Annotated in this window: 15 protein-coding genes; 2 read left to right on the forward strand and 13 right to left on the reverse strand. The window is 47.6% G+C overall.

Annotation, left to right across the window (positions count from 1 at the left end; genetic code table 11):
- Positions 1–30 precede the first annotated feature (30 nt).
- The 3 genes from MKY73_RS17980 to MKY73_RS17990 form a co-directional block, all read right to left on the reverse strand.
- The gene (locus tag MKY73_RS17980; protein WP_339302922.1) at positions 31–531 is read right to left on the reverse strand and encodes a metallophosphoesterase; all 501 of its coding nucleotides are present in this window, start codon (positions 529–531) and stop codon (positions 31–33) included.
- A gap of 219 nt (positions 532–750) precedes the next feature.
- Positions 751–1185 carry an Rrf2 family transcriptional regulator gene (locus MKY73_RS17985; protein WP_339302923.1) on the reverse strand — a complete coding sequence of 145 codons (435 nt, stop codon included), beginning with the start codon at positions 1183–1185 and terminating at the stop codon, positions 751–753.
- A 42-nt stretch (positions 1186–1227) separates the two neighbouring features.
- Positions 1228–1605, reverse strand: coding sequence for a DivIVA domain-containing protein (locus MKY73_RS17990; protein ID WP_017689054.1), 378 nt, complete (start codon positions 1603–1605; stop codon positions 1228–1230).
- Positions 1606–1805: 200 nt separating this feature from the next.
- Here MKY73_RS17990 and MKY73_RS17995 point away from each other — a divergent pair, with 200 nt between their 5' ends.
- Positions 1806–2372 (forward strand): TraR/DksA C4-type zinc finger protein, encoded by a 567-nt coding sequence (locus MKY73_RS17995; protein WP_339241734.1) that lies wholly within the window; start codon positions 1806–1808, stop codon positions 2370–2372.
- A gap of 220 nt (positions 2373–2592) precedes the next feature.
- Here MKY73_RS17995 and MKY73_RS18000 read toward each other — a convergent pair whose 3' ends face one another.
- The 7 genes from MKY73_RS18000 to MKY73_RS18030 all read right to left on the reverse strand — a co-directional run bounded on the left by MKY73_RS18000 (position 2593) and on the right by MKY73_RS18030 (position 8806).
- Positions 2593–3285 carry a helix-turn-helix domain-containing protein gene (locus MKY73_RS18000; protein ID WP_339302924.1) on the reverse strand — a complete coding sequence of 231 codons (693 nt, stop codon included), beginning with the start codon at positions 3283–3285 and terminating at the stop codon, positions 2593–2595.
- Between the two features lie 134 nt (positions 3286–3419).
- On the reverse strand, positions 3420–4709 hold the full coding sequence (locus MKY73_RS18005) for an MFS transporter (protein ID WP_339302925.1): 1290 nt from the start codon (positions 4707–4709) through the stop codon (positions 3420–3422).
- 260 nt (positions 4710–4969) lie between these two features.
- Positions 4970–5113, reverse strand: coding sequence for a hypothetical protein (locus tag MKY73_RS18010; protein ID WP_339302926.1), 144 nt, complete (start codon positions 5111–5113; stop codon positions 4970–4972).
- A gap of 14 nt (positions 5114–5127) precedes the next feature.
- Positions 5128–5568 (reverse strand): ribonuclease, encoded by a 441-nt coding sequence (locus MKY73_RS18015; RefSeq protein ID WP_339302927.1) that lies wholly within the window; start codon positions 5566–5568, stop codon positions 5128–5130.
- A gap of 262 nt (positions 5569–5830) precedes the next feature.
- The gene (locus MKY73_RS18020) at positions 5831–6838 is read right to left on the reverse strand and encodes a Gfo/Idh/MocA family oxidoreductase (protein WP_339302928.1); all 1008 of its coding nucleotides are present in this window, start codon (positions 6836–6838) and stop codon (positions 5831–5833) included.
- A gap of 2 nt (positions 6839–6840) precedes the next feature.
- Entirely contained in the window at positions 6841–7215 is a 375-nt protein-coding gene (locus MKY73_RS18025) for a helix-turn-helix transcriptional regulator (RefSeq protein ID WP_036609188.1), read from the reverse strand.
- 427 nt (positions 7216–7642) lie between these two features.
- Entirely contained in the window at positions 7643–8806 is a 1164-nt protein-coding gene (locus MKY73_RS18030; protein WP_339302929.1) for an acyltransferase, read from the reverse strand.
- Between the two features lie 67 nt (positions 8807–8873).
- Here MKY73_RS18030 and MKY73_RS18035 point away from each other — a divergent pair, with 67 nt between their 5' ends.
- Positions 8874–9275 (forward strand): DUF202 domain-containing protein, encoded by a 402-nt coding sequence (locus MKY73_RS18035; RefSeq protein ID WP_339302930.1) that lies wholly within the window; start codon positions 8874–8876, stop codon positions 9273–9275.
- Between the two features lie 146 nt (positions 9276–9421).
- Here the strand turns inward: MKY73_RS18035 and MKY73_RS18040 are convergent, their stop codons facing one another.
- From MKY73_RS18040 to MKY73_RS18050, 3 genes are all read right to left on the reverse strand, one after another.
- Complete coding sequence (locus MKY73_RS18040; protein WP_339241724.1) at positions 9422–10024, reverse strand: general stress protein; 603 nt, start codon at positions 10022–10024, stop codon at positions 9422–9424.
- Between the two features lie 524 nt (positions 10025–10548).
- A complete protein-coding gene (hrpB, locus tag MKY73_RS18045) occupies positions 10549–13068 on the reverse strand; it encodes an ATP-dependent helicase HrpB (protein ID WP_339302931.1) in 2520 nt (839 codons plus the stop codon).
- Between the two features lie 153 nt (positions 13069–13221).
- Positions 13222–14028: an SDR family NAD(P)-dependent oxidoreductase gene (locus MKY73_RS18050; RefSeq protein WP_339241720.1), complete on the reverse strand. Its 807-nt coding sequence runs from the start codon at positions 14026–14028 to the stop codon at positions 13222–13224.
- Positions 14029–14117: the final 89 nt, after the last annotated feature.

Below are 14117 nucleotides of genomic sequence, written 5' to 3' on the forward strand. Positions count from 1 at the left end.
TAACTATATATAGGATGAAATCATCTCTCTCTAATCCCGATCAAAGAACACGTGTTCAGCCTGTATTTTACCCTGTTCTATTGTCATGATTCCAAATGAGTATTGTTTTTGAAAACGTTTATCCGTAGGCGACCCCGGATTAAATACCAGTGTGTTGTCTACGGTATGCATCACCGGGATGTGTGAGTGTCCGTAGATCACAGCATCCACATGCTGGCCTGCAAAGGTATGAATGGCATTCTGCTCCGTACCCTTTGACCCGAGATGACCATGCACAAGACCCAGACGAAGTCCTTCCACTTCAATAATACGGGAATACCCCAGTTTTTCAGCGATTTCGGACGGGTCCGTATTACCAGCTACCCCTTCAACAGGCGCATACTCGCTAAGCAATGGGTATACGCTCCAATCCGACCAGTCACCCGCATGAAGAATGAGATCGGCACTCGCAAGTACATCAACGAGTCTGGCAGGTAACTTCTGTGATTTACGTGAACAATGCGTATCAGAAATGACTACAATTTTTTTCATATCACAACCCACCTTTCCTTTAAGAGGTTGTTCAAAAAGTCCGCTTTTGATTACAAAAAATGTCTAATGGCATCATCAGCATCGAATATGGAATTCAGCCGAAACGTCCGTTCCTCACGTAGTTTCCTACGCTCCGCTACTCCATTTCTAGCTTCATTCCATCTTCTCGGTACTGAAAACCACCCTTTTTGAACTTGTACTTTAAGTCCTAATTACAATCTACTCTGTCTGCGATGGGACAGCTAACATCTGAGAACTGGAACGTTCCATATCTTCAAGTGTAATGGATGCAAAGAACTGCTCTACCTTCTCCTCGGCAATCTGATACAGATTGGTCAGCAGGCTGTCAATATGCAAGCCCACTTCACAATCCGGGTTACAGTTGCCGTGAATCGGAAATAATGGACCTTCGTCCTTGGCAGCCTGATAGATCATGTCTAATGTAATTTCACTTGATGGCTTCGCCAGATAAAAACCTCTTGTTCCAGGAGAGGAGTTCACTAGTCCCGCCTTTTTCAGCCCGCCCAGAATACGTCTGACGACGACAGGGTTGGTATTCACGCTACCTGCAATGTGTGCAGACGTGATTCGTTCAGGCGCGCTGAGTGACAATAACAACAAACAATGCACACTGACCGAAAAATGAGTACTCATGATTAACCACCTTTATTTAATATAATCCTAGTCATGCTGACGTTATTCAGAGAACAGATCCTTTTCCGGACGTGCTCTGATCTTGAGCTGCCGCACACTGTATTCCAGTTGTTTCACAATATCATCCAGCTGTTTGCGATCAATCTTGGTCGGATCTTCCACCGGTTTCGCGGACGACTTAAGATCACGGATCGTTAACTGCTGTTCTTGCCATTTGTCCATCAGATCTGCAATATTGGCATAAAAACGTTCGTAATCTTTGATGACCAAGTCGAGATAAGCATCTACCTCATCCGGATCATAACCACGAAGTTTATAATTAAATTGTTTTTCATGAATAGATAACGCATCAAGCTGTACTCCCAATTGTTTAAACAATTGTCTTTGTTTATCCAATCTTCGTTTCATATGTTCATCCATATTGACAACCTCCATTATAAGCCAAGCCGTGGTTCCTTTATCCAGTGAAGAACATGCGGCATTTTCTCTCTCTATTTTTTATAACACATAATTCGTCAGATATAAAACGCTACGGCCCTATTCCTCACGAAAATGATTGCTTTTCATGCAATTCGGGTAAAGACTCTCTACACCCCACAACGGGAAAGGAGCATGTTGTTATGAGTACATTAACCCAAGATCAACGTCAAGAATTGAAAAAAGCCCTTTTAGAGCAACGCGAAAACTTGCAGCGCCATTTTGAATCCAGCATGGAAGACGGTGCTCCGGCCCAGTCGCTGAAAGATTCAACAGGTGAGCTGTCCTCCTATGATAATCACCCGGCAGATGCCGGTACGGAAACATTTGAACGCAGCCGTGATCTGGCGATCGACGATACATTAACAGACGAATTCAATCAAGTGAACGATGCATTGGAACGTATGGAACAAGGTACATACGGCACCTGTGTAACGTGCGGAGAAGATATTCCTTTTGAACGCCTTGAAGCTATCCCATATACCGCTTACTGTATTGATGACACGCCTAACCGGGAGATCAGCAACGATCGGCCCGTTGAAGAAGAAGTCATGACCATGCCTCCGAGTGGTGCTGGCGAAGGAAGACAGCAGAACGCCGGCAAGTTCGACAACGCAGATGCTTGGGAAGCGGTCGAAGAATACGGTACTTCCAATTCACCCGCAACCGCTGCCAAACGTGATGTAAAAGACTATGATGAGAACATGTAACATGATAGAGAACTGAAACGGTTATGCGTCTTCATGAAATTAATGTTGTAATGAATTCAATACAATACACAACACACGACCGTTTCTCCCTCGTACCTCGTATCATGCGATAAAAAGCCGCCTATGGCGGCTTTTTCTTGTTATCTCCAACATGTCTGGCACATAAGGCTTACTTGTTCTTCGAGGTATAACCAACATTGAACTCATGCATACCGTCTGTTTATTCTTCTGATTCAAGATCAGACGATGCAGATTTCTGCCTCTTAGCAATAGAGCGAGACGTTTTCGAAGTTGATTTACCCTTACCCGACGCAGATTTCTTATTCTGTTTAGCATCTGTCTTGGAAGCAGGTGTCTGCATTATAGGTTTAGAGAGGGCAGAAAATAATTGAAAGACCTCTTGTTCCCCTTGTTGATTCTCTTTCGTTGTATAGGGTTCACAGAGTTTTATGATGTTTTTATATAACTCCTCTACTTCCTCACGAGTTGCATACAGCGTCATGTCCGAGAGAAACATCCGATCTTCGTTTTCCGCCTGATGCATGAATCGCTGACGACTCTGTTCGAACATCTCATTTAATAATTTGAGTGTTTCAGACCGAAACACCTGTTTCAGTGGTGAGCTCTCATTGTCTTCATCTTCATGACGAAGATGGATTTCTCCGGAGAATGGTTCGTAGTATTTTGCGATAATGCCATTAATCTCACGCGTGGAAACGATCGTCAGCAGACCAATTTTCTCCAGCTTTTTTACATGATAATGAACTTTGGCTGGCACCTCACCCATCTGGTCGGCGATTTCTTTGACAGTAGATGGTCTGCCCTGCCTGTTAAACATATTCATAATCTGTATCCGATACGGATCGGAGTAGATCTTAATTTCTTCAATGGTTGAAAGAACCTTGTGCTCCATTCCTGTATCCTCATTTCCGGGGTACCTATTGTCCATCGATATCTCTATTATACCGCTGCGTCAGGACTTCGGTCAAAGCAAGCCGGCGATGACATGTTATCACATAATCAGATCAGGTTCTTTCTAAATATCCTTCACATCGCACTCCGAAAGCTTTTGCTAAATAACAGCATACCTGCGGACATGGCAAGCATAATCCCAAAGACGATAAACAGAACAGGCATGCTCATCCAATCTGCAAGTGCTCCCGAAACCAGACTCCCAAGTGGTGCGACACTCACGACGAGCATACTCTGAAGAGCATACACTCTGCCTAGCATCTCCGAAGGAGTAACTTCCATTAGATAGGTACCTAGAGGGGTCGTAGCCAGTGGAATCCCCATCCCCATCAGAAGACAAAAGGCAGCCGCAACAGGCAATTGGAAGGAAGTCATATAGGCGGGTAGTGCCGTCATGGCATAACTGAGACCCAGCATGACAATACCGCTGATCACCAGCACACTTTTACGATAATGTGCCCCTTTTTGGGTCAACCACACACCACTTAACAGCATGCCTCCCACCATCAGCCCACTAAGCAGACTTAATCCCCAAGCGCCAGCGTGCAACGTTTCAATCACATAGGGTGTACGGAGAACATTGAATGGCATCAGACAGAAATTAACGAATGCAAACAGGAAGGAAACGATTAACAATAAGGTATGTTTACGGAGAAAATGAAAAGCTTCCGCCATTTCGGAGAATATACTACGTTTATTGGATGGAACAGAATCCTTTTCAGATAATGATTTATCTTCATTGTTAGCGGATGATGAACCTTGAGGATAGCCCACTCGGCTCATTATTAATGCACTTAGCGCAAACAACCCCGCATCAATCAGGATCGTCCAGGCAATACCTATTGTGGCAATTAGCGCACCAGCCAATGCAAGTCCTGCAAGTTCAGCCACTCTGGTTGCGGAAGAGGACATGGCATTACCCGAGAGCAACATCGATTTGGGAAGCAATCTGGGAACACTGGACACTTCTGCAGGAACAGTGAAGCATTCCAGCAAAGAATTCAGAATGGTTATTACAAACAGATGCCAGACTTCAAGTTGGCCCAATCCAAACAACAAAGCTGTAATTCCTACGAACAACCCGCGACCGGTATTCGTAATCACGATTACTCTTTTGAGAGACATGCGATCTACCAAAGCCCCGGCGAACAGACCCAGAAAGATACTCGGCAAAAAATTCACCGCCAGCAATGTCCCCATCAGCACTTTTGAACCGGTCAGAATGTACACCATCCAGCTATATGCAATCGAATCAATGGAATCACCAAATCTGGATACTACTTTACTAAGCATAAACTGCATATACGGTCTGATTCGTATTAACTCACCCATACCTTGTTTGCCAACTGCTGTGTTATCGTTCATGAATTCCACTCCCTCAACGTTAAAATATTTTTCATGTTAATTTTATTTTAACGTAAGTTATGCATAAATCAATACCTCCGTGAAAATAATTTTAACGTTAGGTGAGCAAAGTAAACTCTCGCTCTGCTTTCAGATCAATCGTAATCAACACAAGGGCTTTATGAGCAACCTTTTTGAACAATCTGCTACAACACAAAAAAACAGACCACATGTGGTCTGCTCGGCTGGAATGAATGTATCTAAACTTCCTTTATTTTCTGCTACTTCTCAACACGCAATATAAATCCAGACTGTTCCGCCTGTACCTCCATCATCAGATCGCACAGCTGTCCTGCTTCATACTCCATGCGTTCCTCGCTGATTCGGTAGTTGGCCCTTCCTCCATCCAGAATCACGGTGTTCATGACTGCTCCTTCCTCTATTTCATGCGTGTAAAAGATGCATAGTGATCTGTCGTTTTGTAGATGAGTCCATCATTGGAGTACACAATCCGATCGGAATTACGGAAGCCGGATGTATAGTTAATATCCGCTTCGCGCCATGTACGTCCGCTGGCCGAAGGCAGTAGCCCCTCCCGATTACCGAATACATCTCCGCCGATGCTTTTCCCAGGAGCCACTATAGCCAAGTTGCCTTGTGACGCTACCCATCCTAGTCCTGTGGCCTGTGATTTGGTAATAAAGTTACATGGCAACGTTCCGTTTGCACTCAAATAGTTGGCCACACCGGTAAACGTATTGATGATGGTACATGTTGCAGCAGATGCTTTCTGCTGTGGGGCTGGGGTGAACTGTGAACCTGTGAAGAAAACAAACGTTAACAAGAATGCCAGTAAAGCGGTCGATAACAACTTTTTCATAATCCGTCCTCCCAAACCTTCAAAGTAGATGAACATTGTCTCGATATGCGTACTGCAAACGGTAACTGTCTAGTTGCACGTTCTGCTAGATTATAGTAAACAAGTCATCTCATGACTATTTATATCACATCAATTTGGTAGAAATATCAAATTCGAACGTTTAAATTGTAAAATATTATAATTATAACATTTTGTGACATAAAAAGACTCTCATCCCTGAAGATGGAGCCTTCACGTTCTGATATATTTAAACGGACCTGACCTAATCGATCAGTTGAACACGTTGACGAGTCCGAGCCGATTCCAGGCACGCATCAATTACCCGCATGTTTTGAATGGTATTTTCCGGACTGAAAGGTAGGGCTGCTCCTTCAAGCACAGCCGTTGCAAACGTCTCCACCTGAAGCACATAGGAATTCGATACCGATACACGTTCCTCACGGCTGACCGAATCGGTATGAATGATAATCTGAGGTGGAATATCACTGTTCTCCCAGCCAAATACTTTGGGCAGTTCAATCCGCCCCTCCGTCCCGAGAATCTCCATCTCCGCTCGTCCTGAAGCCCACATGCCACAGTCAAAAGTTAAAGCGACCGAATTCGGAAATTCTACCAGTCCCGACGCCATCATATCGACGCCATCATGTTCGTCCGAGAATAGAGCGTGCACCGTCACCGCTTCCGGTTCCTGTCCCAGATACATCCGGGCTGCAGAGATCGGATATACGCCGAGATCGAATAAGGATCCGCCACCCATCTCTCTTTTGAACCTTACATTTTCCTTGTCATCAGCGGTATTACAGGTAAAGTTGCCATGAATGGCTCTGACGATACCAATCTCTCCACTGGCTATAATCTCTTGCACACGTCTGTGCTTGGGATGATATCGATACATAATCGCTTCTGCAAAAAGAACGCCATGTTGCTCACACGCTTCAATCATTTCTGCCGATTCATCTGCATTCAGGGCAGCTGGTTTCTCACACAACACGTGTTTGCCAGCCTGTGCCGCTTTGATGGTCCATTCTTTGTGCATATGGTTAGGCAAAGGAATATAGACGGCTTCGATATCCGGATCTGCGATGAGCTCTTCATAACTGCCATACGATCTGGCAATGTCGAGTTCTTCGGCAAGGGATTCCGCCTTTTCTTTGCTGCGGCTGGCAATCGCCAACACCTCACCGCGTTCGGACTGCTGGATCGCCGGAATGACTGCATTTTTGGCAATGGTTGACGTACCGAGTACCCCCCACTGTAACTGTCTGTTCATGCTCATCTTCCTTTCGTACCGTAATTGTCCTCTTCTGCCTTGTGTAACATGCCGAGACAACGATCCAGATCCGTTTTGACCTGTTTCTTGTATAACTCAGCTTTCTCCGCACCATCATCCGTGAAATGATATAGAACGATTTCCTGAAAATCGACCTTCGGATCATTGCCCTTCAGCTTCTTCGTGCGATAAAATACCCCCTGCTGTACCAGTTCATGCAGTGCCCGATATACCTCGCTCTGGGGTGGAACATAACCGTAGTCTTTGAACTCCTGCTTCATCGCCTCCAGCATCTCGTAACCATATCCCCTGTGCTGTTCAACCATCGTAATTAGATACAGCTTGATAAATGCCCGCTGTGCAATCATAAAGGCCACGTTCATTTCCCTCCTGTCAGAACCTATTTATCTAGTATTATAAAACTTATGTTCGGGTTCTGCCATCTTTCTCCGCTTTACCTCCCCTTTATCCATCTTCATAGAGGACGAGCAAGAAATCGTGAGAATATGGAATGACATGTGGGAGCACGGAAAAAGGTTTTCTATTATGAATTTTTCATGTATTGAAATTTTAATTCACACTCAAAAGTTTGTTTCATTTCAGGAACTTAGCGATTCGTTCAATCGAATTTTAATCATAAGACTGAGCAAAGGCTGCTACTACTGAATCCTTTATCCTGCATACATGAATCCTGTGTAGCCTGCATTGATGGGTTCTCTGTTACCTATATTACTGAGTTCTGTATTTCTGTACCGGCATATACCCTGTACAATCCTGTACTGCTGCAAATCTGTTGAGAATTTTTCACATGTTGATAGATTCATTTATTGTGGACAGATTTTGGCCAGTTCCCACAATCCATTTCCCCCAGCTTACGCGAGAGATGAGCCATGTCAGTACACAGGATAATGCAAGAGCGAGCAACCAAGTAATGATCATGCGAACGACAGGGTTCCAGTCCATGGCAACATAGAACAATTCATCTGGAATATAGCTATACCGCAGCATCAACATATGCATCAGATAACCGCCATACGATACACCACCAATCCAACCTAGCAATCGTGTAGCCCTAAGGTTGTGCAGTTTCCCGGCTAGCTGGTACATGACCATAATGGACGCAATCAGAAAGAGTGCCATATCAGGGCGGATCAGGCTGACCGTGTAAAACGTAATTTTGATGCCCTCCGGCTTTTGAAACTCCAGCATTAATAAATAAGTAAACCGAAGACCCAGAACAATAAACACAGTCCAGTATATCCAGCGCAATCGATAAATCCATTCATTCCAGTGCTGAACGGATAACCCCGCTGCTGCACCAAGCACAAAATAAATAAAGAAATAGAGGAAATTGCGATCTGCATACGTTGTAAAAGCATCTGTCAGTACCGGGATATTCAGTCGTTCCATGAACTTGGCGATGTTTCTTAATTGATCCGCAAGCACAAGATACACCACACCCGAAGTCAATAATGCGATCATGCGTCCCTTGGCCTCATATCGGTTATATACATAACGAATTGCACGCAAGAAGAGCGGAAATAACAGATAAAACTGGATCAGCATAATGATGTACCAGAAGTGTGAAGTCGTTTTGCCCGTAATCAGCTTCAACCCTAGATCAGGGATATCATTCCATCCGAAACCGGTCCAGCCTCGTGGTGCAAGTGTAAAGTAAATGAGTGACCAGATCAGGTAAGGCACGATAACGTCATTTACTCTTTTTCTCATAAACTTGCCATAATGCAGCTTGTCTCCCGTGTTATAAAAAAGCACCATACCTGTTATGAATATGAATAAAGGAACTGCAAATTTGGAGAGCATCAGCAGTATGGCCAGCAACACGCCATCCTCCAGTCTCGTTTCCGGGACCAAAGAGTAATGTGCAATGGAATGCTGGAGAACCACCGCTCCAAAGGCGATTCCCCGCAAGCTCTCTATTTCTGTAATTCGTTCTTTGCGAGGCATACATTCAGCCGTCCTTTCTTGCTTGGTTTTACAATAAAAACAAAGTACAATGAAGCCGTATATCTTAATGAGCGGGGTGATTCACATTTCTAGAACAGACACAGACATAACCACCATTGATTCCAAATATGTCCAACAGCACCTGGCTAACGAGCGAACTTTTCTGGCCTGGGTACGCACGGGTATTGCCATGGCAGGCATCGGCTTTCTTGCAGCCGGATTTGGCTTCAACTCCTCGGCGTATGATCGACTAGCACATATTGCCGCAATTATTACAGGTATCACATCTCTGATTGGCGGTATATCCATCATTCTGTATTCGGCAGTAGCCTATCATCGGAAGCGAACTCAAATTAATGAGCAGACGTTTGAGGCATCAACCGGCTTAATTCGGTTTCTCACATTGATGTTACTGGTCATAGGACTCGCTTTGGCTGTACTGTTATATGTATTGTTATTCCCTGCTTGACTGGGTAAAAACACCAACCGCCATTATTGACTCAAACATGCAACACAGGGACAAAAGCCGGCTTCCCTTAAGGAAACCGGCTAATGACCATCTTGTGGATCATCTATTTCATTCCATTTTGCATAGGTATCAGCTCAGCCGGAAGATTACAAGAATGTATTGTTACCCAATCGAGCGGCCTTGCTCTGGGCATCCAATCTGCGTTCTTCCATATCCAGATCTGGACGTTCAGCAGGTACTTCTGTACCATGAACTTGAGCTCTGTCCCGATTAAGTTGGCTGTTGCTGCTAAACACATCGTACACATCCGTGTCTCGATCCGTGGAGTCTACGAGAAGCAGAATTTTGCCGTTTTGTACATACTCCTCATACTGTTTAGCATCCTCTTCCGGGATACCAAGACCTACCAGGCCACCCACCAGTCCTCCAGCTCCTGCACCCACAGCTGCACCGGTAAATGCTGCTGCGATAGGGCCTGCGGCCAGAATGGGTCCTATGCCGGGTATGGCCAGTGCACCGATACCTGCGAGCAGACCGGCTACGCCACCAAGTACACCACCTGTTGCTGCACCCGCAGCCACGCCTTCAGGGGCTTTTGTACCTGTCTCTTCCCGAATCGCCTTCAGTTCATCCCGATCCTGAGTAACAACGGAGATTTCGTCTGAAGTAAATCCTTGTGCTTTCAGACCCTCGATAGCCTGCGATGCTTCACGTTCTGTATTAAACACACCTACGATTTTCTTTTGCATAATGAATCCCTCCTCATCTGATTGAGTGGTTCGCTATGTTATTACCCGCCTTATTTTCTTTCAAACGCTTGCAAGGCAATATCGTATGTGTGAATAGCAATGATTTGTTGAGGTTCATTCCGTTTCATGCGTCATCAGGGTGGGCATTCAAACCCAGACATGTGATACGTTGTCAGGCATACTCTTACGTGGAAGGACGTCGGCGTCCAGAACGTCTTGAAGTACAGGCTGGCTGATCCTGGTGAATGATCCAGACGATTTCTTTGGAACCGAGGACGTCTTATTTTGCAATTGCGTCCTCATTCTATTGTGTAAGAAACATGAGACACGTTATTTACCAAAATCACCTGACAAACCCATAGTAAATGGCTAGTTATTCGAATATAACGCGTTTCAGATTCCTTAGATTGCTACGGGCGCTTCAAATCGCTAAATAAGACGTCACAGGTTCGTTAGCGCTTCCGCTTCACACGTTCTGCTCCAGACACGTGTAATCGATATCTGAAAAAAACGAAATCATTTATCTATTTCCCCCGTGGTTTGGCCCGATTAGTAGCAACCGCTTCAAGTGGATTATCCGGCCAGTAGTGCTTCGGATATCGACCTTTCAGATCTTTTTTGACGTCAAAGTAGGTCTCACGCCAGAAATTGGCCAAATCTCGTGTGACCTGTACAGGTCGCTGAGCCGGCGATAACAAATGAATGGTCACTGGGACTCGCCCACCAGCTATACGCGGTGTCTCCTGTTGTCCAAACATCTCCTGTAATCTCACCGCCAGAGCAGGAGCCTCGGGACGGCTGTAGTCCACGGGAATACGCGATCCACTGGGTACCTGTATATGCGTCGGGGCTTCATCGTCCAGTTGTTGTCGTTGCCCCCAGCTCAGACCACCAAGCAATACATCTTGCATCGACAATCTCTTGAGGTCGGCTGCTGATCGCATGCCTGTCAGATAAGGTGTAAGATGCTCAGCCAACTCTTCGGTCAGATCATCTTCGATCAGGTCGGGCCACTCAGGTAGATGGAGATGCAGGAACCGCAGCCTGTCCGCAAGTTGTCTGGACGTTTTGGTCCATGGCAGACAATCCAGCCCTTCCATCCGTATTCCGGCCAACAGTGCTTCCAGTACCTGATCTTCGGGTGGCTGTGCAATACTGCTCTCTTTCATCACAAGGGCTCCAATACGAAGTCTCTTATGCGCTCGCACGCTGCGGGTATTGGAATCCCAGGCCACTTGCACTTCATCGTGCAGCAGGTGCTGAGCTGCCTGCAACAATGTCTGCTCCTGCAACGGCGCAGCCAGCAGGATGCGCGCATCTGCGCCCTGGTCGTCTGCTTCGGCTGCGACCAGATACGCTGAACGGCTCAGCGATTCTGTCGCTGCGAGCCGTACGCCGCGGCCGCTGCTCAGCAGATAGCGGCCGTCCTCCCGGCGTTGCCCGATCCGGTCCGGATAGGCGAAGGACAGCAGCAATCCGCAGCTGTCCTCATCCGGCCGCACCGGATCGGCCGCCGGGCCGAGCGCCGAGCGCAGCTGGCGGCTCTCCTGGAGCATGCGCCGCACGGCCGCGCCGTCTAGGGCAGCCGCTGCCGCTTGCGGCATGGCGCTGCTGTCCGCAGTCAGCAGCGCCTCTACGCACGGGCGAAGGTCCGTGCCCGCGCCTGCACTGCCACTGCTGCGGAGGCCGGCAGGCTCCTGCAGCAGTGCCGCCAGCATGCTGGCGTAGCTGGCCAGCCCAAGCTCCGCCGCGCGGAGCAGCATGCTGGCCAGTCGCGGATGCACGCCGAGCGTGTTCATCCGCCGCCCGAAGGGCGTGATGCGGCCTGCGTCATCCAGGCCGCCCAGCTGGCGCAGCAGCGCCTGTGCCTGGCCGTAGGCGGCGTCAGGCGGGGTGTCCAGCCATTGCAGCTCTGCTGGGGACTGGACACCCCAGACGGCAAGCTCCAGCGCCAGCGGCGCAAGATCCGCGGAGGTGATCTCCGGGCGAGCTGCCTCAGGCAGCCCCCCATGAACCTCCTCGCTCCATAGCCGGTAACACACCCCCGGGGCAATTCGCCCCGCACGACCCCGCCGTTGGTCGGCTGACGCCTTGGATACCGGCAGGGTGACAAGCCGGCTCATACCCGTGCGCGGCGAGAATGCCGATGCTCTGCTCAGCCCTGCATCCACCACAATCTTCACTCCAGCGAGGGTAAGGCTGGATTCCGCAATGGAGGTGGACAGTACAACTTTACGCGTGCCCTCAGCCGCCGGGCGTATGGCCTCATCCTGTTGTTCCACGGGCATGCTGCCGTAAAGGGAATGCACGTTCACATGTGCAGGCAGAGAAGCATTCGATAGCTCCCGTTCTGTACGATGTATCTCTTTTGCGCCAGGAAGGAAAACAAGCACATCCCCCTCCTGTTCGGCTAGTGCCCTCTTGACCGTCTGAGCTGTGAACTGTTCCAGTGGCATGGATGCCGGTCTTGGCACATATCGTGTATCCACCGGAAACGTACGTCCCGGACAATGAATCGATCTTGTACCTTCGCCCAGTAATGCACAGACAGGATCTGGATCTAGAGTAGCCGACATGACCAGCAATTTCAGATCCGGACGTAACATCGCTCGGGATTCCAGTGCCAGAGCCAAACCCAAATCTCCATGTAAGTGACGCTCATGGAATTCATCGAATATAATCATGGCCGTATCCTCCAGACCCTGGTCCTGCTGCAACATTCGGGTCAATACCCCTTCCGTCACAACTTCGATACGTGTCCCTTGGCTCACCCGGGTATCCATGCGCACACGATATCCTACGGTTTGCCCCGCTTTTTCCCCAAGCGTAGCTGCCAGTCTCGATGCAGCCGAACGCGCGGCGAGTCTTCGGGGTTCCAGCATGATGATTTTCCGTCCTGTAACCCATGGCTCCTCCAGCAAAGCCAGCGGTACAACCGTTGTTTTTCCCGCTCCGGGCTCTGCAATTAACACCCCTGTATCTTGATCCCGAAATAATTGTCTTAACTCCGGAATAACCTCTTGTATCGGTAACTCTATATGCATATAATCGCTCCTAATGAATGTACCCTACTGCTTTCCAGTGTCTCTATTCGAATGTTAGCATTATAACAAAAAAAGCCGTTCCAGAGGAACGACTATCGCATACACACCCTAAGACACGCCTTAGTAAAAATGAAATTTATCCCGTATGCTCACTTAGCTGAGCAATGACTCGGCACCATCAATGACGATCTCTGCTCCGGTAATATGTCTGGATTCGGACGATGCAAGGAAACTTACCAGATCGGCAACATGTTCCGGCTGACCCGGTCCGTCCGCAAGCGGCTGCTGTCCTTCCGGGAACTCCATCGGGATAATGATCTGTTGCAGATCATCCGTTTTGACCGTACTTTGATCAATATTCGTCGCAATCGCTCCTGGGCAGATCACGTTCACACGTATCTTGAACTTCGCCAGCTCAAGCGCTGCCATCTTTGCAAAAGCAACCTGTCCTGCCTTGGATGTGCTGTACGCCGACATGCCAAAGCTTGAGAAGCGTTGATTGCCGTTAATCGAACTTGTAATGATAATGCTGCCGCCACCCCGTTTCTTCACGTGAGGCAAAGCATATTTTACGGTGAAAAATGTACCGTTCAAGTTGGTTGTGATAATTTGCTGCCAATCTTCAACCGAAATTTCCTCAATAGGTGCTGATACACCATTAATGCCCGCATTGGCAAAAACAATATCCAAACCGCCGAATAACTCAACGGTTTCCAGCACAGCCTTTTCCACACGTGCCGGGTCAGAGATGTCAACATCAAATGCTCTTGCCGCACCCGGGTGCTGCGCATTAATCTCTGCTTCCGTTTCCGAGATCCGATCATTCACCAGATCAAACAATGCAACATGTGCACCCTCTTTTGCCAGCTTGACCGCAGTCGCCTTCCCAATACCGGAACCTGCTCCGGTAATAATCGCAACCTTGCCTTGAAACCGTGACTTGCCGTTATGTTGTGTCATTATCCATTCCACTCCTTCATTTTAGCAATTATGTAAGAATGTACGTTGAAGCTATCATTAGCCAATTCTTCACAAGATTACCCAAAAAG

Source organism: Paenibacillus sp. FSL R5-0519, from assembly GCF_037974275.1.
In the GTDB taxonomy this organism is placed as follows: domain Bacteria; phylum Bacillota; class Bacilli; order Paenibacillales; family Paenibacillaceae; genus Paenibacillus.